The sequence below is a fragment of the Planomonospora algeriensis genome, from assembly GCF_977012225.1.
This window is the reverse complement of the sequence record NZ_CDRNDK010000028.1, coordinates 10,592-30,779: the sequence shown is the minus strand read 5'-3', so window position 1 is coordinate 30,779 and position 20,188 is coordinate 10,592. Positions and strand designations below refer to the sequence as shown.

Sequence of the window (20,188 nt, the reverse complement as noted above, 5' to 3'; positions counted from 1 at the left end):
TTGATCACATAGCGTCACGCCGGGCTATCGGCGGTCCGACTTTGAAATCGCCCTGCCTCCCAACAGAGCCAAGATCCCTTGGATCATCATGATGGACTGTGCGCTCTTCGCCGTGAGCGGCATGCGATCGGCTTCGGGTGTTCCGACCATGGGGATCCTCCAACTGGGAGATGACGAGGTGCGATCCGCCCAACCCAAGCAGAATCCTCCGAAACTCCGCCACCCTCAGCCATCCGCTGGGCCTGTTGCTGTATTTCGCTGCTGTACAGACACGACAAAGGCCCTCCCGGGTGATCCGAGAGGGCCTCTGACCTGCTGAGCCGCCTTGGGGAATCGAACCCCAGACCCCTTCATTACGAGTGAAGTGCTCTGGCCGACTGAGCTAAGGCGGCGTGCCATGCGTGTGCCGCATGGCTTACGGAAGTCTACACGGTTCCGGAGGGTCCCCGCGCCCCCGGATCACCTGATCCAGGCACGACCGCCCCCGGCGAGGGGCGCCCTGTCCTCATGGGAACGGTTGCTCCGATAATGACACGATGATCCGCCTCCGGCTCCCCCTCCTGCTCGTCGTTCCCCTGATCGCAGCGCTGTCAGGTTGCGGCTTCATGACCGACCGCCTGATCTCCAAGGCCTCCGGTATGGAGGTCATCCGCGCGGTCGGTGAGTCGATGGAGCCCACGATCAAGAAGAACAGCCTGGTGACCGTCAGGACGGTCCGCGGCGGCTACGCGCCGAAGGTCGGGGACATCGTCCTCTTCGACGCGGCCCAGTGGGGGATCGAAGGCTCGATCCTCCAGCGCGTCATCGGCGTCCCGGGAAGCTTCGTCCAGTGCTGTGACGCGGACGGGCGGCAGCTGCTGAACGGCAACCCCCTCGAAGAGCGCTACCTGCCCCCGGATGTCTACCAGCACCCTTTCGGCCCGGTGACGGTCCCCGCCGGACGGCTGTGGATCCAGGGCGACAACCGCAGGGTCTCCCTCGATTCGAGGTCGCACCTCGGCGCTCCCGGAGGCGGCACCATCGCGGTCTCCGACGTCATCGGAGTCGTCGAGCTGGACGCCCCCGAGTAGGAGCCCGCCCCGATCTCCTCGGCGGGTACGGACCGGAGCCTCAGGCGGAGGCCGGTCCGGCCGGGACGAACTCCTTCAGGACGCCGTCCGCTCCGAGCTCGAGCACGGCCACCGTGTCCGCCGGGGCGGTGCCGTGCCGTACCTGGGACAGGCAGACCACGTCCGTCGTGCCGATCCGCTCCCGGTACGGCACGTGCATGTGGCCGCAGACGTGCACCTGCGGGTTGAGCGTGTCGGTCAGCATCCGGATGCGGTCGCAGCCCACGGCCTCCTTGCCGTGGTGGCGGTAGGCCAGGCCGGCCGGCCAGTCGTGGGTGATCAGCAGGTCGATCCGCCGGCCGCGCGCCTGGCGGAGCAGGTGGTCGACGTGCGGCCGGGTGAAGTAGCCGTACTCCTTCAGCCGCTCCGGCGTGATCGCGGGTGGTTCCGCGGGCTCGCTGAAGTACCGCGAGTAGATCCCGGACAGGAACGCGACCCGGAGCCCGCCGATCTCCGTCACGCCGGAGCGCCCCAGGAAGTGGAAGCCGGGTGCCCACTCGCCGGGGCCGTGCTCGTCGAGCGCCGGCCAGGGCTCGTGGTTGCCGCCGATGAAGTACATCGGGGCGCTCATCTCCTGCAGGCCCGCGGCGAACCGGGGGAAGTCCCCGACCTTGCGGTACTTGGCCGGACCGGCCACGCTCAGGCTCTCGGCCTCGTCGCGGTTCGGCTCGGCGTCCCCGACGCTGAAGACGGCGTCCACGGGACCCGCGTGCCGCCGGATCATCGCGTCGGCCAGGGTGAAGTCGGCGTGGATGTCTCCGATGACCGCGAATCTCATGGGCCGAAGCATGACGAGCCGCCGTTCCCGCGGGCAACCGGATTTCCCGCCCGTACGGCGAGCCGCCTTCCGGTCAGCCCTCCACCGGTCGGCCCTCCGGATCCATCAACTCTCCCTCCACCGGTCGGCCCTCCGGATCGGTCAGCCCTCCGGATCGGCCTCCGCGACCGCGACCGCTCCGCCGTACATCGCGTCGTGCTGCTTGCGCGGCGAGCAGACCGAGGCGGAGGGGCAGGCGCAGCGGCGCCCGCCGTCGTCCAGGCGGACCACGACCGAGTCCGAGGGGACGTTGCGCCCCACCACGGTCCCCGAGCCCTCCGGCGTGTCGACCTTCAGGCCGAGCCGGGGCATCGTCCTGTGCGCGTCGACGTAGAGCGGGTGCTCGTACTTCAGGCAGCACATCAGCCGCCCGCAGGCCCCCGCGATGCGCAGCGGGTTGACCGGCAGGTCCTGGTCCTTGGCCATCCGGACGGAGACCGGCTCGAAGTCCTTGAGGAAGGTCGCGCAGCACAGGTCGCGGCCGCAGGGGCCGATGCCGCCCTGGAGCCGGGCCTCGTCGCGGGGCCCGATCTGGCGCAGTTCCACCCGGGCACGGAGGTTGCGGGCCAGGTCGCGGACGAGCGCGCGGAAGTCGACGCGGTGCGGGGCGGAGAAGTAGACCGTGTAGACGCCGGTCGAGTCGAGGTAGTCGACACCGACGACCTTCATGGGCAGCTCGTGCCGCTTGATCAGGCGCTTGGAGACGCTCCGGGCCTCGGCGCGGCGGCGCTTGTTGGCCTCGTCGCGGGCGAGGTGCTCCTCGGTCGCGATGCCCTCGCAGACCGGCAGGCCGCCGATGTCCTCGCTCGTCCACTGCGGCGCCCACACGCACTCGGCCACCTCCGGCCCGGCCTCGGTGGGCACGAGCACCTTGTCGCCGACCTTGGGGCTGTGCCCGCCGGGATCGAGGTAGTACAGCCGGCCGTAACGGGTGAAGCTCACGGCCATGATCATGCTCATGCGACTCCCGGATCCACGCTCGGAGTACGGCTACCGCCCACCCTACGCGCCGCCGCCGTCCCGGTGGGATAACACGCAATCCGGGACGGTCCACAACGAACCGTCTTCCGCTCAGCGGGAAGAGCCCAGCGGTGCCACCACCGATGACGCGGCGCCCGGAGACGGCCTCCCCCGTCGGCCGGAAGCCGCCACGCGTCCCCGGCACCGCCGTCCCGGTCCACCGGCTCAGCCCGCCAGTTCCGCGAAGGCCTCCTCCCAGCGGTCCGCGATCATGGTGATGTCGTAGCCGCGGGCCGTCTCCAGGGCGTTGGCGGCCATCCGGCGGCGGCCCTCCTCGTCCTCGATCATCGCCAGCAGCCCTTCGGCGAGGGCGTCGACGTCGTCAGGCGGGACGAGCAGCCCGTCGCGGCCGGGGGTGATGATCTCCCTCGGCCCCCGGGGGCAGTCGAAGCTGACCACCGGCACCCCGCACGCGAACGCCTCGATGATGGTCATGCCGAAGCCCTCGAAGCGGGAGCTGACCGCGTGGATCGAGGCCTTGGCCAGCTCGCCCTCGATGTCGCCGGTCGGCCCCATGAAGGTGACGTTGTTGTGCAGGCGCAGCTTCACGGCGAGCCTGACCAGCTTGTCGGAGACCCGGCCCTCGCCGTAGATCCGCAGCCGCCAGTCCGGCCGCACCTCGACGACCCTGGCGAACGCCTTCAGCAGCCGGTCGTAACCCTTGACCGGCACCAGCCGCCCGGCGGCCAGCACGATCCGGTTCTCCTGCCGGGAGCGCGGGCGCGGCCCGCCGGCCAGCCCGTTGCCGATGGTGAACACCTCGGTCCGCGAGCCGCCGAGCATGGCCCGGTAGTCCCGCTCGTCGGCCTCGGTGAGCGTGACCACCGCGTCCAGCTCCGGGTACCACCGCCGGATCTCCTCGAAGATCCCGGGCTTGTGGGCCTTGAAGTGCAGGTGCTCCTGGGCGATCGTGACGACCCTGCGGCGCGCGAAGCGGGCGGCCATGACGTTGAGCCCGGCCCGCGTGGTCACCAGCACGTCGGTGCGGAGCCGCCGCAGTTCCCGCCGGAGCATCTCGTCGCTCCAGGCGCTGAAGGAGGCGTAGGCGCGTTCCTCCGGATGGATCAGCGCGCTGGGCTCCCCGCTCAGCCGCTCCGCCCTCCGGGTGTACGGCCAGCGGACCCTGGCCCCCTCCCGCAGGTCCACCAGCGCGCGGAGCCGGACCCCGGGGCCGAGCGGGAGGAACGGCTCGTCGGCGTGCCGGAAGACGCTGATCACCTCGACGTCGTGCCGGGCGGACAGCTCGGTGGCCAGGTCGAAGGTGGCGCGGATCGTGCCGCCCATGCCGTAGGCGTTGAGGATCAGGAAGGAGACCTTCACTCGCCCTCCCCCTCCTCGACCGTGCAGGCGACGGCCAGCGCGTCGGCGTCGGTGAAGTACGGCCGGACCCGCACCCGGTCCACACGCTGCGCGGGGAAGCGCACCTTCTCCTTCTTCCCGGGAACGTCGTCGAGCCGGGCGGCCAGCGGCAGCCGTACCTCTCCGACCTGCGCGAACAGGTCCCAGAAGACCCGCCGCTTCGTCTGTCCGGCGGCCAGCGGCCCGATCCGGAGGATCCCGGTGAAACGCCGTCCCGAGAGCGCGGCGCCGCCGTCCGCCTCCGGTCCCTTCCTGGCCGCGGCCACCAGCCGGGCCGGGCCGGAGGGCGGCTCGCCGTAGGCGAGCACCCCCTCGACCTCGATCGTCCCGTCCCCCGGATCGACCCGGGTCACTTCGACGTACGGCCGGACCTCGCGCACCATCAGGGCGAGGGTCCCCACCGGGGTCCGGAACGCCCGGATCTCCCGGTCGCGCGGCCTCGCCGCGTAGGCGACCATCCCGTCGAGCGAGAACCCCGGGTCGTCGGTGGCGACGGGCACGCCGTGCTTCGACACCGTCCACGTCCCCGCGGCGAGCCCGGTCAGGTCGGTGCCGGAACGTTCCTCCCCGGTCTCCACGTGCCGCAGGACGATCTCCCCGTCGTCCGGCTCCGGCCACTCGATCCGCAACCTGTCGTCGTCGTCCACCCGGCTCGTGACCGCCCGTCCCGCTCCGGACGGAACCGCCTCGCGACGTGCTCCCATGCCGACCAACAGCCCCCTGGTCCTCTCCGCTCATCCCCATAGAGCAGGACACGCTTTGGATTGATTTATAACGAATCCATTTAGTTTTGCTGTGATTCTAACGATCTCTTCCTGACCTTTGAGGGGAGTTGCCCCGAATCGGTTCCATTCACCGGAAAAACACAAAAAGGGACCGTCCGGTAACGGACGGTCCCTTTCCTGATGGCCGTTCAGCGGGCGAAGGCCCTGCTCGCGGACCCGAAGCGAGCAGGCCCGGAGCGAGCAGGCCCGGAGCGAGCAGGCCCGGAGCGAGCGGACCCGAAGCGAGCAGGCCCGGAGACGCTCAGAGGCGCGGGCTCCGCAGGGAGAGCGTCATCGCCTCGACGGCCATCTGCGGGTTGACGTTGGCGGCCAGCCGCCGCCGGCACAGCATGATCGCGTCGATCCTGCGCAGGGTGTCCTCCGGGGAGGAGGCGCGGGCCAGCGCGTCGAGCTCGGCCCGGCGGTCATCGTTCGCCAGTTCCACGGGCGCGCCGAACTGCACCGCCAGCACGTCCCGGTAGAGCGCCACCAGGTCGAGCAGGGCCGCGTCGATGACGTCGCGCTTGGTCCGGGTGGCCCGTGACTTCTGCCGGTCCTCCAGGTCCTTCAGCGCCCCGGCCCCGCCCCGGACGAGCCCCTTGTTGAGTCCCTTGCCGGTGGAGCCCTCGCCGTACACCTTGCGCAGTTCGGCGGTCTCCGCCTCGTTCAGGACCGAGGTGACCGCGGCGGCCTCCTCGTCGGCGGTCTTCACCAGCCGCTCGGCCGCCGCCACGCACTCGCCCACCCCGGTCAGCGACGCGGGGATGGACAGCACGTCCTCGCGCCGCCTGCGGGCCTCGGCGTCCAGGGCCAGCCTGCGGGCCCGGTCGAGGTGCCCCTGCGCGGCCCTCGCGGCGAAGGCCGCCGTCTCCGGCGGCACGTTCTCCCGGGTGGCCAGCACGTGGGCGACGGCGGCGGTGGGCGGGGTGACGAGCGTGACCACCCGGCACCGGGACCGGATGGTGATCATCATGTCGTCCGGGGAGGGCGCGCAGAGCAGCCAGACCGTCTTCGGCGGCGGCTCCTCGATGGCCTTGAGCAGGGCGTTGGAGGCGCCCTCGGTGGCCCGGTCGGCGTCCTCGAACAGCACGACGCGCCAGCCGCCCAGCGTGGGGGCCCCGGCCGCGCGGAGGATCAGCCGCCGGGTGTCCTTGACGCCGTAGGAGAGCCCCTGCGGGCGGACGACCTCCAGGTCGGGATGGGAGCCGATCACCACCTGGTGGCACACGTCGCAGTGACCGCAGCCCTGGTCGGGGCAGAACAGCGCGGCCGCGAAGGCCCGCGCGGCCTCTTCCCGGCCGGACCCGGGCGGTCCGGTGAACAGCCACGCGTGGGTCATCCCGGACCCGCGGCCCCCCGCCAGGAGCTCGGCGCCGGCCGCGGCGGCCCGGCGGAGCGTCCCGGCCGCCCGGTCCTGGCCCACAAGGTCATCGAAGACTCCCACGCGGTCAAACCTACCGCCCGGCGAACAGTACGCCGGAAAGGTCCTCCGCAGGACGCCTTCACGCGTCTAGAGACAGGCCGTGAACTCATAAATGGAGGAATATGCGATTCAACCTTCTTGGCCCGCTTCAAATACGCGACGGCGAGAGGATCATCAAGGTCACCGCCCCCAGGCAGCGGGCCGTCCTCGCCGTGTTGGCCCTGGAAGCGGGCCGCCCGGTGGCGGTGGAACGGCTCATGGAAGTGCTTTCCGATAAACGCGACATAAAGCCCGGAGTAATCCGGGTATACATAAAAGCCCTGAGGGAGCTGCTTCCCGACGGACTCATCGAGAACGACCCCGGAAACTACGTGCTGGCCGTCGAGCCCCGGCAGGTCGACGTGTGGTGGTTCCACGAACTGGTGAAGGACGCGCACCGGACGAGCCCCTCGGACGCCGCCGCGACAGCGCGGACGCTGGAGTCGGCCCTGGCGCTCTGGCGCGGCCGGGCCCTGGCGGACGTCCCCTCCGAGCACCTCCGGCTCACCGAGGCCGAGCCCCTGGAGGAGAAGGCCGTGATCGCCCGGGAGGACCTGTGCGAGGCCCGGCTCCGGCTGGGCGAGCACCGGCAGGTCATCGGGGACCTCAGGCGTCTCGTCGCCCGGCACCCGCTGCGGGAGTACGGCTACGAGCTCCTGATGACCGCCCTGTACCGGTCCGGCAACCAGGGTGAGGCCCTCGCCCTGTTCCAGACCCTGCACCGCACTCTCGACGCCGAGCTGGGCGTGCTCCCCTCGGCCGAGTCGCGCCGGGTGCACGACCGCATCCTCGCGGCCGACCCGTCGCTGAACGCCCCGGACCGCCCGCCGTTCACCCCTCCCGACGAGCTCCCGCCCGACGACCCGGGCTTCACCGGACGCAGGGCCGAGCTGGACTGGGTGGACGACGTCCTGCCGTCCCGGCGCGCCACCCCGCTCCACCTGGTGATCCACGGCCAGGTCGGCGTCGGCAAGTCGGCTCTCGCCGTACACGCGGCCTGGCGGCACCGGTCGCTCTTCCCCGACGGCCGGCTCTTCGCCGACCTGCGCGGGAGGCCCGCCCCCGAGACCGTGCTCGCCGGGTTCCTCCGCTCCCTCGGCTACGCCGACAGCGCGGTCCCCACGACGCCCGAGGCCCGCAGGGCCGCCTACCGCACGCTCACCTCCGGCCGGCGGCTGCTCGTCCTGCTGGACAACGCGGCCGACGAGTCCCAGGTGCGGGAACTGCTGCCCACCGGCCCGGGATCGGTCACGCTCATCACCAGCCGATCGTCCCTGGCCGGCCTCACCGGCGCGCACCGCCGCGAACTCGACGTGCTGGACGCGGACGAGGCCCGGGAACTGCTCGGCGGACTGATCGGGCCGGCCCGGCTCGGAGCCGACGAGGACGCCGCCCGGCACGTGCTGGAGTCCTGCGGCGGGCTGCCTCTGGCCCTGCGGGTGACGGGCGCGCGGATCTCCGTGAACCGGGACCCCTCCGCCGGGCCCGTCGCCCGGCTGCTCCGGGACGGCCGCGCCCGCCTCGACCGGATGCGGGCCGGGGACACCGCCGTGCGGACCGTGCTCGCCCTCGGCTATGACGGGCTCGACGACGGGCGGCGCACGCTGCTGCGGCGGCTGGCCGCCCTCTCCGCGCCGAGCGTCGCCGACTGGGTGACCGCTCCGCTGACGGGCGCGCCCGGTCTCGACGGCGGCGCGGAGGCCGTGGCCGAGGCGGGCCTGCTGCAGCGGCTGTCCGCGGACGAGGCGGGGCAGCACCGGTTCCGGCTGCACGAGCTCACCCGCCTCTTCGCCCGGGAACGGCTCATCGCGGAGGAGGGCGCCGACGCGCCCCGCCGGGTCCTGGCCGGGCTCGCCCCCGGAGTGCTCGGCCTGGTCCGGATGGCGGTGCTGCCGCTGACCTCCGAGGGTTTCGAGGACCGGGACCTCCCGCCCGCGCTGCCCGCGGGGACCACGGAGATCAGGCACTCGATCGAATGGCTGGCCGCCGAGCACGCCTTCCTCATCCACCTGGTCGAGGACCTCGCCGGCGCGGGGCTGCACGGTCCCGCCTGGCGGCTGGCCCACGCGCTGACGGCGTTCCTGGAGGACCGCCACCACCTGGACGGGTGGCGGATCGTCAGCCGGACCGCGCTCGCGTCCGCCCGCGCGGACGGCGACGGGAGGGGCGAGGGGCTGGTCCTGCGCGACCTCGGCGACCTCCGCCGCGCCGAGCACCGCCTCGAGGACGCCGCCGGCGCCTTCCAGTCGAGCCTCGGCCACCTGGTACGGCACGGCGACACCCGCGACCGGGCCCGCGTGCTGCACCGCCTCGGCCGGGTCCGCCTGGAGCAGGGGCGGCTGCCCGAGGCCGGCCGCCACCTCTCCCAGGGGCTCGTGGACTTCCGGAGCCGTTCCGAGACCCGCGGGGAGGCCCTCTGCCTGCGCGATCTCGGCGTCGTACGCCACCGGGCCGGTGACCTGCCGGGCGCCCTGGAGGACCTGTCCCGTGCCCTGCATCTCCTGCGCGCCTCCGGGGACCGGCACGGGCAGGCCTCCTGCCTGCACGAACTGGTGCTCGTGCAGCTGGACCGCGGCGAACCCGACCGGGCCGCACGCCATGCCCTGGAGGAGGCCGACCTGGCCGGCAGGCGGCTGCGCGACCCGAGACGGAAGGCCTGCGCCCTGCTCAGCACGGCCCTGGCCGGGCACGCGGCGGGTGATCCGGAGGCCGCCTCGCACGCGGGGGAGGCGGCCGCCAGGATGCGGGACCTGGGCGACCGGTACGGCCAGGCCTGCGCGCTGACGGCGGTCGCGACGATCACGGGGCTGCCCGGCGAGGCCCGCCTCGCGCACTCCCTCTTCACCGAGCTCGGTGATCGGCACAGTCAGATGCGGGCGCTCCTCGCGCTGGCCGGGACCGTACCGGGCGGGGAGGCGGAGGAGGCCCGCGAGGCCGCCCGCCGGCTCGCCGCCGAGTGCGGGTTCGGCCTCGCCGGGACCTGACACGGCCCGAACGCCGCCCTAACGGCCGCGGTCGCACGCTGGTCCCAGATCGCGGGGACGGGCCTCGCGGGAAGGGCAGGTTCACGATGAAGACGACCAGCAGGACGGCCGGCGCGATCGTGCTCGCGGCGACGGCCATGGGGATCCTCGGCTCCGGCGCGACCCCGGCAGCCGCCACGACCGCCAGTGCTTCCGCAACCGCCGGGTCCACCATGACCACGGGAGCCACCGTGACCGCGACGGGCGTCACGACCACCGCGACCGCCGGAAGCACCACCGCCGGCCCGATCGAGCACAACTGCGGTCCCTGGACCTGCAGCGTCTACCTCAGCCGCGACCTCACCCGGAGGCTGGCCGACGCCTCCGAGATCGCCACCGAGTTCCTCCCCTCCTGCGAGCGCACCAGGAACCTCATGGCGGCCTGCTACGCGATCACCACCGGCCTCAGGCTGGCGTCGTGGAAGATCCGGCAGACCGCGGACAAGGGACAGTGCCTCCGCGTCCGGTACGTCAAGCGCACCGTCCAGGTCGTCGGGCTCTACTCCGACGGCAGCAGGTGGTGCCACGACTGACTCCCGCCCGTTCCGGCCGGCTCCGGGGGCGCGGGCCGGTTCCCGGCAGGCGGGCCGCCCCGGGAGCCGGCCCGGGAGCCGGCCCGAGAGCCGGCCCGGGACGGAGGGATCTGTTGCGATCCGGTCTCACCCGTCCGGTGGTGGGCCCCCGCGCCTACCCTCGATGGAGACCTCCCGGGCCGGGACGCCCCCGGCGGAGGCATGCCCCCGTCCCCGCCGCCAGACGGGACCGCACGTGCCCGACGACCGGACCTCCCCGCCCGCCCTCCCGGAGCGCATCGGCGGTTACCCGGTCCGGCGGCTGCTCGGCCGCGGCGGGATGGGCGTCGTCTACCTGGCGGAGGGACCCGGCGGCGTCCCCGTGGCGGTGAAGGTCATCCGGGGTGAGCACGTCGGCGAACCGGACTACCGGCGGCGCTTCCGCCGGGAGGTCAAGGCCCTGAAACGGGTGGCCGCGTCCGCCGCCTTCTGCACTCCGGCGGTCCTCGACGCGCGCGTGGACGGCGACCATGCCTTCTTCGTCACCGAGTACGTCGAAGGCCCGACCCTCGAACAGAAGGTCCGGCGGGACGGCCCGCTGCGCGGCCGGGAGCTGGAGGAGCTCGCCCGGGAGACGGCGCGGGGGCTGCGGGCCGTACACGGGTCCCACGTCCTGCACCGCGATCTCAAGCCCGCCAACGTGCTGCTCTCCCCGGACGGGCCGAAGATCATCGATTTCGGCATCGCCCAGCTGACCGACACGCTGGGACCTTCCACCCGGACCGTCATGGGCACCGTCGGCTACATGTCGCCGGAGCAGCTGCAGCGCCACCCGCTCACCGCGGCCTCCGATCTGTTCTCCTGGGGAGCCGTGGTCGCCTTCGCCGCCACCGGCCGCTGCCCCTTCGGGGAGGAGGATCCGGGCACGGTGATGTACCGCCTCGTCTTCGAGGAGGCCGACCTCACCGGGATGGACGACCGGATGGCCGCCGTGGTGGCCCGCGTGCTGGAGAAGGATCCCGAGTCCCGGCCGGACGTCGACGCCGTCCTCGGCATGCTGGACGGCGCTCCCGTCCCCGCGCCCCCTCCGGCCCCCACCGCCGTCCTGTGGCCGCCGTCCCTCCCGGACGCCGGAGGAGAGGCCGAGGCGGACCGCAGTCCTCCCCGGCGGAGGGGACGCGTACGGCCCGCGGCCGCGGTGTCCGCGCTCGTCCTCGTCACCGCGGCCCCCATCGCCGCGCTCCTCGCCCTCGACGGCCGCGCCCCGTGGTCCGCCCGTACCGGTGCCTCCCCGACCTGCGTGGAGACCGAGGAGACCGCCTCCCGCCCGCTGCCCCTGGAGAAGTTCGACACGACCCGGATGGGCACGGTCACCGGCGGGGCCGGGCACTGGACCGTCGTCTCCAGGGGGCAGTACACCTGGACCGGGCTGAGGGCCGCCCTCCCGGACTGGTGCAGCTACCAGATCGACTTCGACGCGAAGATCAACTCACCGACCCATCCGCCCGCCTCCGGCATGGGCTGGGGGTACGGCATCGGCGTGTGCTCCCGGTTCGACGGCCACCGGCTCCGCGGGCCGTCGCTGCAGTACTCGTTCTTCCAGGAGGAGCGGGGGGAGACGACCTCCTTCGGCATCGTCCACCTCCCCGACGCCAACAGCTTCCCCTCCCCCCAGCCGACGCCCCCGCCCGGCGGAGTGGACTACGGCACCCACCACTGGCGGATCGTCTTCGACCACGGAAAGGTCCGCTACGTGATGGACCACGGAGCCGCGGCCACCGGGGAGTACGCCGCGACGGGTCCTTCACCGCTGCTCGCCGACTGCGCCGGCACCGAGTTCGTCGTGCGTGCCTGGCTCGCCGACGTCGAGATCTCCAACCCCGTGCTCAGCCCCGGATGAGCGGCCCTGACGCGTCCTGAACGCATCCTTAACACCCCTCTCCCTATCGTCGTGGCCGTCGAACAGGGACGAGAGGGAGACCAGATGAGAAGGATCCTGCCCGCTCTCACCACCGCCGCCGCGGCCCTCGTACCGCTCTGCGCACTCCCGGCTCCGGCGGCGGCCGCCACCACGACGACCACGACGACCACTGCGGCCATGACCACCACAGCGACCATGGCCACCACGACCGCGGTGACCGCGGCGGCCTCCGCCGCGGCATGCGGGAAATGGAAGACGCTGAAGCCCGCCGCGGACCTCGACGGCCGGAAGCTGGAACTCCAGCAGTGCGGGAGCGACGGCCTGCTGTTCCGCGGGCGCGTGAGCCGGGCCGCGGACAGCGACATGATCTACATGTACAACTTCACGACCCGCCGGTACGGCACGACGCTGACGGTCCACGGCGGGGGGACGCACACCTCCCACGCCGTGAGCGCGGGCTACGACCAGAGGGTCGCCTTCTGCCTCTCCCCGGCGGGCAGCCCGAAGGGCTGGTGCACCCGGACGGTCTCCCTCCCCGCCCCCTCGTCCGGGCCGCCGCCCAGCATTCCCAACCGATCCGGCGGGTGAGGGCCTTCCCCGGCCCGGCGCGTTCCCGGCCGGGCGGCCGCTAGTCGCGGATGGCCGGCATGGTCCCGGTGATGTCCTCGGCCTCCTGCGGCACCGGGTCGGGCAGCACCTCGCGCACCCGGTCCTGGATGAGCCGGGAGATCTCGTCCTGCGCCAGCGTCCCGTCGACGACCAGGTAGCGGCCCGGATCGGCGGCGGCCAGGGCGCGGAACTCCCGGCGGACCCGCTCGTGGAACTCCAGCGGCTCGGACTCGATCCGGTCGGCGGCCCCGCCCAGCCGGGTCAGGCCGACCGCGGGCGGGGTGTCGATGAGCACGGTCAGGTCGGGCACGAGGCCACCGGTGGCCCACTCGTTGACCCGCGCCACGTCCTCCGGCTCCAGCGCCCGGCCCGCCCCCTGGTAGGCCAGCGAGGAGTCCACGTAGCGGTCGGAGACCACCATCGCGCCCCGGCGCAGCGCCGGCCGGATGACCTTCTCCACGTGCTCCGCCCGGTCGGCCGCGTACAGCAACGCCTCCGAGCGGGCCGACAGCCCCTGGTGCACGGCGTCGAGCAGGATCGCCCGCAGCCGCATGCCGACCTTGGTCGACCCCGGCTCCCGCGTCTGCACCACGTCGAAGCCCTGATCGCGCAGCCAGATCGCCAGCAGCCGCGACTGCGTGGTCTTCCCCGAGCCCTCGCCGCCCTCGAACGCGATGAACATCCCCCGTACCTCCTCCGCGCCCTCCGGCGCGAGCCTCCTCCCGCGCACCGCCGCGACCAGGTCCGCGACGATCGGGACACCCCGGCGATCGTCCATCTGCCGCAGGGCGAGCAGGCCCACCCCGGCCGCGAGCAGCGCGCCCAGCAGCAGCACCAGGTTGAAACCGGCGAACCGGTAGACCTGCTCACCGCCGACCGAGATCCCGTGCCCGCCGTACAGACCGGCCAGCGCCGGCGCGACCGTGACGACCAGGAGCAGCGTGACCCGGGCGAGCGACTGCAGGAAGGAGAACGTACGGCCCCGCAGGTGGTCCTCCACCTCCAGCCCGATCATCGTATAGCCGATGATCCAGGCGATCCCGGCGCACGCGCCGAGCAGTACGGCCAGCAGGACCACGATGACCAGGTTGTGGATGAGCGCGATCGCGGCCAGGACCACCCCGGCCACGACGATCGAGAGCCCGAACAACCGGCGCCGCGAGAGCCCGCGCAGCAGCCGGGGCCCGAAGAACATGCCCGACGCCATACCGGCGAAGACCGCCCCGAACACCACGCCGTAGGCCGCGTCGCCGCCGCCCAGCGCCTCCACGTAGACCTTGGCCACGCCGACCACCGCGCCGCCGGCGGCGAACGCGCCGATCATGCCGATGACCAGCCCGCGGACCAGCCGGTCGCCGCCGGCGAACCGCCAGCCCTCGACGATCTGCCGGAGCACCGACGGCGTGGTGACCGCGGTGACGTTCCTGGCGGGGATGTCCCGGAGCGTGAAGACGAGGAACGCCGAGACGAGGTACGCCAGGGCGTTGACCAGCAGCGCCAGGTAGGTGTCGCGGACGGCGAGGTACGGCACGAGGGCGCCCAGCGCGTCGCCCGCGACCGACAGCACGGCGAAGAGCAGCGCGGCGACCGGGGCGGTGCCGTACGTGACCAGCAGGTTGAGCTGGTTGGCCTCCTCCAGCCGCTCCTTGGGCACCAGGTTGGGCACCGTGGCGTCCTTGGCCGGGACCCAGAAGAGGTTGACGCACTCGACCAGGAAGGTGGCGATGATCAGCCACTGGTAGCCGGCGTCCGTCAGCGGGATCGACAGGACCAGCGCGAACCGCATCAGGTCCGCGGCGAACATCGTCAGCCGCCGGTCGAACCGGTCGGCGAACGCGCCCGCGATCGGCCCCAGCACGATGGCCGGGAGCATCTTCACGACGAATACGCCGCCGATGGCCAGGCTCTGCGTCTGGTAGCCCTCCGCGGCGGTGAGGTTGCCCGCCAGCGCGGTGAGCGCCAGCAGGTTCAGCCAGTCACCGAGGCTGCACACCGACATGGCGGTCCACAGCTTGCGGAACGGGGCGTTGGCCAGCACGTGGGGGGGCTTGCGGCGCGCGGTGCTCCGGCCGGGGGAGGTCATGACGCCAGGGTATCCGGGTGCCCGCCGGGCAGGGGAAACATGAGCCGGACTGATATACCGGCCCGCGGCTCCGGGCCGGCCTCCGCACGGACGACCCGCTCGTCGGCCCTGGCAGACCGGCCCGCGCGGCTCCGGGCGGACCTCCGCACGGACGACCCGCTCGTCGGCCCCGACACATCGGCGGCCCGCGTGACTCCGGGGCTCAGGCCCGCAGTTCGAGCAGGGTGATCTCCGGGGGCGCGCCGACCCTGACGGGCGGGCCCCAGAACCCCGCCCCGCGGGTGACGTAGACCTGTGTGCCGCCGACCTCGCCGAGTCCCGCGACCACCGGCTGCTGCACCGGAACGACCAGGTTGAAGGGGACCATCTGGCCACCGTGCGTGTGCCCGGACAGCTGGAGGTCCACGCCGTGCTCCGCCGCCTGTACGGCCTGCACCGGCTGGTGGGCCAGGAGGACGACGGACCGCGAGCGGTCCCGCCCGCCGAGCGCCCGCTCGAAGTCCGGCCCCTCTCCGGCGGCTCCCGTTCCGCCGCCGGTGGCGCCGGTGACGTCGTCCACCCCGGCGAGGTCGAGGACCGCTCCCCCGTGGGTGATCTCGACCCGCTCGTTCCGCAGCGCGCGGATGCCCAGGCCGCCGAGTTCCTCGACCCATTCGCCCGGCCCGTTCGCGGTGTAGTACTCGTGGTTGCCGGTGACGAAGTAGGAGCCGTAGCGGGACTCCAGGTTCGCCAGCGGGCGGGCGAGCCGGCCCAGCTCGGCCACCGTGCCGTCGACCAGGTCGCCGACGACCGCGACCACGTCGGCCTGAAGTGAATTGATCATGCGGACGATGCGCTCGGAGTGTCCCGGCCCGGTGAGCGGGCCGAGGTGGATGTCGCTGACCACCGCGAACCGCAGCCCGGACAGGCGGGGGTCCAGCCGGGGCAGCGTCACCCTGACGGTCTCGATCACCGGGTCGCCGAGCGCCGTCCGCACGCCGTACCCGACCGTGGCCAGCGCGCCCACGCCGGCGACGGCGGCGGCCGCGCGCGCGATGAAGAGCCTGCGGCCGATCGCCTCCGGCTCCCCTCCGCGCGCGGAGGGCTCCTCCCCACCAGCGGAGGGCTCCTCCTCGCCGGGGAAGGCTTCCACCGCCTCATGCCGCACGGCGGACTCACCGGTCAGGACCGGTTCGGCCGCGCGGGCGCGGCGCCGGTCCGCCAGGCGCCGGGCGAGCGCCGCCTCGGACCTCCGGCGGCTCCGGCGGTCCGAGGCGAACAGGGCCAGCGCCCGGGGGATCTCCAGGAGCACCAGGAACACCAGGAGGTAGAACATCACCGCGATCCAGAAGAACCCCGGCCAGGCCAGGAAGTGGCCCCACTCGCTGCGGGAGCCGATGAGCGTCACCGGAACGAGCGCGCCCAGGCCCAGCAGGACCCAGGTGAGCACCCGGCGGGTCCGGCCGGGGAGCGTGGTCGCCTTCACCAGACGGCGCCAGAGGTAGTAGTGGACCAGCGCCACCACCCCGAAGACCAGCACCACGAAACCCATGACCGCCACCACTGCCTCTCGCACCCATCCGCCGCGCTCGGCGCGCTCTGGCCAGAACGCCCGGAGCGGCGGATGCGTTCCCGCAGGTCTGAGAGGATTCTCAGGCCCGCGGACCAGGGGCTTCCTCAGATCCGCGGACCGATCGGCTCAGGTCTTGGCCTTCGCCTTGGCGCGGGTGGGCCGCTTGGGCGCCGGGCCGCGGGCGCGGCGGTCGGCCAGGAGCTCGGCCGCGCGCTCGGTGGTGATCTGCTCGACGTCGTCGTCCTTGCGCAGCGAGGCGTTGGTCTCGCCGTCGGTCACGTACGGGCCGAACCGGCCCTCCTTGACCACGATCGGCTTCTTGGAGACCGGGTCCTCACCCAGCTCGCGCAGCGGCGGCGCCGCGGCGGCACGGCGGCCGCGCGTCTTGGGCTGAGCGAAGATCTCCTTGGCCTGATCCAGCGTGACCGTGAACATCTCCTCCTCGGAGGCCAGCGACCGCGAGTCCGTGCCCTTCTTCAGATAGGGCCCGAACTTGCCGTTCTGCGCCGTGACCTCCTGCCCGTCGATCTCCCCCAGGACCCTGGGCAGCGAGAGCAGCCGCAGGGCGTCCTCGAGCGTGACGGTCTCCAGGGACATCGACTTCAGCAGCGAACCGGTCCGCGGTTTGGGGGCGTCGGCCTTCTTCCGCTTCTTCGCCCCATCGGCCGGCGGCGGCTCCTCGGGCAGGATCTCCGTGACGTACGGCCCGTAGCGCCCGTCCTTGGCCACGATCATGTGACCGGTCACCGGGTCCCTGCCCAGCTCGCGGTCGCCGGTCGGGCGGGAGAAGAGCTCCTCGGCCACCTCGGCGGTGAGCTCGTCGGGCGCCATGTCCTCCGGGATGTTCACCCGGGTGCCGTCGCGGTCGAGGTAGGGCCCGTAGCGGCCCACCCGGATCACGATGTCGGTGCCCCGGATCGGGAACGAGCTGACCTCCTTGGCGTCGATCTCGCCGAGGTCGCTGACCAGTTCCTTCAGGCCCTCGTCGCCCTCGGAGCCGTCGGGCCCCTCGGCGCCGTAGTAGAACCGGCGCAGTTCGGGCACCCGCTCCGCCCGGTCGTTGGCGATGTCGTCGAGGACCTTCTCCATCTCGGCGGTGAAGTCGTAGTCGACGAGGTGGCCGAAGTGCCGCTCCAGCAGGTTGACCACGGCGAACGCCAGGAAGGACGGCACCAGGGCGGTGCCCTTCTTGAAGACGTAGCCCCGGTCGAGGATCGTCCCGATGATCGACGCGTAGGTCGACGGGCGGCCGATCTCCCGGTCCTCCAGCTCCTTGATGAGCGAGGCCTCGGTGTAGCGCGCGGGCGGCTTGGTGGCGTGCCCCAGCGTGGCGAGTTCACGCGCGGTGAGCCGGTCGCCCTCGGTCAGGTTCGGCAGGCGCTTCTCGGAGTCGTCGCGGTCGGTGGACGGGTCGTCCGCGCCCTCGACGTAGGCCTTGAGGAAGCCGTGGAAGGTGATCGTCCGTCCCGAGGCGCTGAACTCGACCCGCTCGCCGGCGCCGGACGTCCCGCCCACCTTGACCGTGACGGACTCGCCGACCGCGTCCTTCATCTGGGAGGCCACGGTCCGCTGCCAGATCAGCTCGTACAGCCGGAACATGTCACCGCTCAGGCCGGTCTCGCCCGGCGTGCGGAACTCCTCGCCCGAGGGGCGGATCGCCTCGTGCGCCTCCTGAGCGTTCTTCACCTTGCTGGTGTAGACGCGCGGCCGGTCCGGGACGTACGCCGCGCCGTACAGCTTGATGGCCTGGCTGCGGGCGGCGGCGACGGCGGTCTCCGAGAGCGTGATGCTGTCGGTCCGCATGTAGGTGATGAAGCCGTTCTCGTAGAGCCGCTGGGCGATCTGCATGGTCAGCTTCGCGGAGAAGCCCAGCTTCCGGCTGGCCTCCTGCTGCAGCGTGGTCGTCCGGAACGGCGCGTACGGCTTGCGGGTGTACGGCCGGCGCTCGACGGAGCCGACCGTGTAGGAGGTGCCGGCGAGCCGGCCGGCCAGCGTCCGGGCCGCCTCCTCGTCCAGGTGGAGCACGCCGGGGTTCTTCAGCGTGCCGGTGCTCGCGAAGTCGCGGCCCTGGGCGACGCGCCTGCCGTCCACGGCGGTCAGCGTGGCGGTGAACTCACGCGGGACCTCGTCGCGGCCGGTGTCGAACAACGCCTGCAGGTCCCAGTAGCTCGCACTGGTGAACGCCAGCCGCTCGCGCTCACGCTCCACCACCAGCCGGGTCGCCACCGACTGCACGCGGCCGGCGGACAGGCGGGGCTTGACCTTCTTCCACAGGACGGGGCTGACCTCGTAGCCGTAGAGGCGGTCGAGGATGCGCCGGGTCTCCTGGGCGTCGACCAGCCGCAGGTTCAGCTCGCGCGGGTTGGCCACCGCCTCCTGGATCGCCCGCGGGGTGATCTCGTGGAACACCATCCGGTGGACCGGGACCTTGGGCTTGAGCACCTCGCGGAGGTGCCAGGCGATCGCCTCGCCCTCGCGGTCCTCGTCGGTGGCGAGGTAGAGTTCGTCGGCGTCCTTGAGCAGCTGCTTGAGCTTGTTGACCTGGGCCTTCTTGTCGGCGTTGACGACGTAGAGCGGCTCGAACTCGTGGTCGACGTTGACGCCCAGACGGGCCCAGGGCTTGCCCTTGTCCTTCTCGGGGATGTCGTCGGCGCCCTGCGGGAGGTCGCGGATATGGCCGATGCTGGACTCCACGACATAGCCGCGGCCGAGGTACCCGGCGATGGTCTTCGCCTTGGAAGGCGACTCGACGATCACCAGGCGGGTTCCGCCGGCGTTGCCGTTCTTGGCTGGCACGCTGCTTCCTACCTCGCTGTTCGCATTCGTTCCCCGTTCACTTCCCTCTCGGGCTACCCGATCCTGGTCGGGGACACTCCCGAGGAAAGCCGCAAGGACGCAGAATAAAGCCCGATGAGTACCGACGTCCCCCAGCCCACCTCTCGGAGACTAACCGCTGTGCTCGACTACTCCTACTTGGTTCTTCATCTCCCGCGCGGCACCTCCAGGAACGCCGCCCGGCAGATCCTCACCGAACACGCAGAATACGGCGGCTGGGAGCTCGACCGTCTGCGACTGTATCCCGACGGCCGACGGGACGTCCGACTGCGTCGGAAGATCATACGCGCGACCCGGACGATGTGACCCCTGCCGCATCTGTCCGGAACCGGACATCGGCCGCCGTCCGCAGGCGGGCCGCCCCTTTCGCCCGCGAGCGGCGCCGGCGGCCGGAACCGGGTGTGAACCATCCGTCCCCGGACATGGCTTTGCCCGTCCCGGGCCACGCCCCCGGAACGGGCAAAGCGTCTGTGCTCCCCGGCAGGTCCGGGGGCGCCCCGCGCCGTGCGGTACGGCGAGCGGCCGGCTGCCGCTCGCCCCGCCCGGCGGGGGCCGGTCCGGCGGGGCCGGTTCAGCGGATCCCTCCGCCTCCCCGGCTCTCGACCCGCCGGTGTTCTCCTGGTCTCCTCCGGTCTTCCTGAGCCTGCCGAAGCTAGGCCTTGTGCTTGCCGAAGCGGACCCGGCGGGTGGTCGCGAAGAGCGTGGCGGAGGCGGCCGCCATCGCCCCGACCACCAGGGCCAGCAGCGAGCCGGAGGTCATCCCGGTCACGCCCGCGGGCTGGGCGGCGCTCATCAGGCCGATCCCGTCGAGGGAGGGAACGGCGTCGCGCAGGCCGGCCGCCGGGGAGGAGGCGTCCCGCATCGGCTGGGTGGCCCCGGCGTCCTGGGCGCCGTTCAGCGCCGGGACGACCGGCAGCGCCGGGAGGAGGCCGGCGGTGTGCTTGCTGGGACGCTTGCCCCACTTGTCGTGGCCGTAGCCGTCGTACCCGTGGCCGGACTTGCCGACGTGCGCGCCGCCGAGGCAGCCCGCGGCGGCGTCGGCCAGGACGGCCACCGCGTTGCCGCAGACGTTGACCGGCGCGGTGATCGGCGCGACCACCTGGTTGCCGCCCAGGATGCTGC

The 20,188-nt window shown here is 72.6% G+C and carries 15 protein-coding genes and 1 tRNA gene; 6 read left to right on the top strand and 10 right to left on the bottom strand.

What is annotated here, in order from left to right:
* Positions 1-318: 318 nt before the first annotated feature.
* A tRNA-Thr gene (locus ACWJ6R_RS05575) sits at positions 319-392 on the bottom strand.
* 144 nt (positions 393-536) lie between these two features.
* Between ACWJ6R_RS05575 and lepB the strand changes: the two genes are divergently transcribed.
* A complete protein-coding gene (gene lepB, locus ACWJ6R_RS05570) occupies positions 537-1,070 on the top strand; it encodes a signal peptidase I (RefSeq protein WP_449061153.1) in 534 nt (177 codons plus the stop codon).
* A 40-nt stretch (positions 1,071-1,110) separates the two neighbouring features.
* Here lepB and ACWJ6R_RS05565 read toward each other — a convergent pair whose 3' ends face one another.
* The 5 genes from ACWJ6R_RS05565 to ACWJ6R_RS05545 form a co-directional block, all read right to left on the bottom strand.
* Positions 1,111-1,887 carry a metallophosphoesterase family protein gene (locus ACWJ6R_RS05565; RefSeq protein ID WP_449061152.1) on the bottom strand — a complete coding sequence of 259 codons (777 nt, stop codon included), beginning with the start codon at positions 1,885-1,887 and terminating at the stop codon, positions 1,111-1,113.
* Between the two features lie 141 nt (positions 1,888-2,028).
* Positions 2,029-2,874 carry a PSP1 domain-containing protein gene (locus ACWJ6R_RS05560; RefSeq protein WP_449061154.1) on the bottom strand — a complete coding sequence of 282 codons (846 nt, stop codon included), beginning with the start codon at positions 2,872-2,874 and terminating at the stop codon, positions 2,029-2,031.
* Between the two features lie 237 nt (positions 2,875-3,111).
* Positions 3,112-4,266 (bottom strand): glycosyltransferase family 4 protein, encoded by a 1,155-nt coding sequence (locus ACWJ6R_RS05555; RefSeq protein WP_449061151.1) that lies wholly within the window; start codon positions 4,264-4,266, stop codon positions 3,112-3,114.
* Positions 4,263-4,952 carry a hypothetical protein gene (locus tag ACWJ6R_RS05550; RefSeq protein WP_449061150.1) on the bottom strand — a complete coding sequence of 230 codons (690 nt, stop codon included), beginning with the start codon at positions 4,950-4,952 and terminating at the stop codon, positions 4,263-4,265. Before ACWJ6R_RS05550 ends, ACWJ6R_RS05555 begins: the two co-directional genes overlap by 4 nt.
* 379 nt (positions 4,953-5,331) lie before the next feature.
* Positions 5,332-6,513 (bottom strand): DNA polymerase III subunit delta', encoded by a 1,182-nt coding sequence (locus ACWJ6R_RS05545; protein ID WP_449061149.1) that lies wholly within the window; start codon positions 6,511-6,513, stop codon positions 5,332-5,334.
* A 101-nt stretch (positions 6,514-6,614) separates the two neighbouring features.
* On the opposite strand from ACWJ6R_RS05545, the gene ACWJ6R_RS05540 reads away from it, so the two are divergent.
* From ACWJ6R_RS05540 to ACWJ6R_RS05525, 4 genes are all read left to right on the top strand, one after another.
* A complete protein-coding gene (locus tag ACWJ6R_RS05540; RefSeq protein ID WP_449061148.1) occupies positions 6,615-9,515 on the top strand; it encodes a BTAD domain-containing putative transcriptional regulator in 2,901 nt (966 codons plus the stop codon).
* An 86-nt stretch (positions 9,516-9,601) separates the two neighbouring features.
* Positions 9,602-10,087 carry a hypothetical protein gene (locus ACWJ6R_RS05535; protein ID WP_449061147.1) on the top strand — a complete coding sequence of 162 codons (486 nt, stop codon included), beginning with the start codon at positions 9,602-9,604 and terminating at the stop codon, positions 10,085-10,087.
* Positions 10,088-10,322: 235 nt separating this feature from the next.
* A complete protein-coding gene (locus tag ACWJ6R_RS05530) occupies positions 10,323-11,966 on the top strand; it encodes a serine/threonine-protein kinase (protein WP_449061146.1) in 1,644 nt (547 codons plus the stop codon).
* A gap of 84 nt (positions 11,967-12,050) precedes the next feature.
* Entirely contained in the window at positions 12,051-12,575 is a 525-nt protein-coding gene (locus ACWJ6R_RS05525; RefSeq protein ID WP_449061145.1) for a hypothetical protein, read from the top strand.
* A 40-nt stretch (positions 12,576-12,615) separates the two neighbouring features.
* On the opposite strand, the gene tmk is transcribed toward ACWJ6R_RS05525, so the two are convergent.
* The 3 genes from tmk to topA form a co-directional block, all read right to left on the bottom strand.
* Positions 12,616-14,679 carry a dTMP kinase gene (gene tmk / locus ACWJ6R_RS05520; RefSeq protein WP_449061144.1) on the bottom strand — a complete coding sequence of 688 codons (2,064 nt, stop codon included), beginning with the start codon at positions 14,677-14,679 and terminating at the stop codon, positions 12,616-12,618.
* A gap of 202 nt (positions 14,680-14,881) precedes the next feature.
* Positions 14,882-16,234: a metallophosphoesterase gene (locus ACWJ6R_RS05515; protein ID WP_449061143.1), complete on the bottom strand. Its 1,353-nt coding sequence runs from the start codon at positions 16,232-16,234 to the stop codon at positions 14,882-14,884.
* 123 nt (positions 16,235-16,357) lie between these two features.
* Positions 16,358-19,027, bottom strand: a complete 2,670-nt coding sequence (gene topA / locus ACWJ6R_RS05510) for a type I DNA topoisomerase (RefSeq protein ID WP_449061142.1) — start codon at positions 19,025-19,027, stop codon at positions 16,358-16,360.
* Positions 19,028-19,186: 159 nt separating this feature from the next.
* Here topA and ACWJ6R_RS05505 point away from each other — a divergent pair, with 159 nt between their 5' ends.
* A complete protein-coding gene (locus ACWJ6R_RS05505; RefSeq protein ID WP_068900476.1) occupies positions 19,187-19,372 on the top strand; it encodes a DUF5703 family protein in 186 nt (61 codons plus the stop codon).
* Between the two features lie 346 nt (positions 19,373-19,718).
* Here the strand turns inward: ACWJ6R_RS05505 and ACWJ6R_RS05500 are convergent.
* The coding region (locus ACWJ6R_RS05500) for a chaplin family protein (protein ID WP_449061141.1) at positions 19,719-20,188 on the bottom strand (470 nt) is incomplete at its 5' end.

Excerpts from the sequence above, each read along its gene's own strand:
- lepB (WP_449061153.1), top strand. The coding sequence starts at position 537 with ATGATCCGCCTCCGGCTCCCCCTCCTGCTCGTCGTTCCCCTGATCGCA.
- ACWJ6R_RS05560 (WP_449061154.1), bottom strand. The coding sequence starts at position 2,874 with ATGGCCGTGAGCTTCACCCGTTACGGCCGGCTGTACTACCTCGATCCC.
- ACWJ6R_RS05535 (WP_449061147.1), top strand. The coding sequence starts at position 9,602 with ATGAAGACGACCAGCAGGACGGCCGGCGCGATCGTGCTCGCGGCGACG.
- ACWJ6R_RS05540 (WP_449061148.1), top strand. The coding sequence starts at position 6,615 with ATGCGATTCAACCTTCTTGGCCCGCTTCAAATACGCGACGGCGAGAGG.
- tmk (WP_449061144.1), bottom strand. The coding sequence starts at position 14,679 with ATGACCTCCCCCGGCCGGAGCACCGCGCGCCGCAAGCCCCCCCACGTG.
- ACWJ6R_RS05525 (WP_449061145.1), top strand. The coding sequence starts at position 12,051 with ATGAGAAGGATCCTGCCCGCTCTCACCACCGCCGCCGCGGCCCTCGTA.
- ACWJ6R_RS05565 (WP_449061152.1), bottom strand. The coding sequence starts at position 1,887 with ATGAGATTCGCGGTCATCGGAGACATCCACGCCGACTTCACCCTGGCC.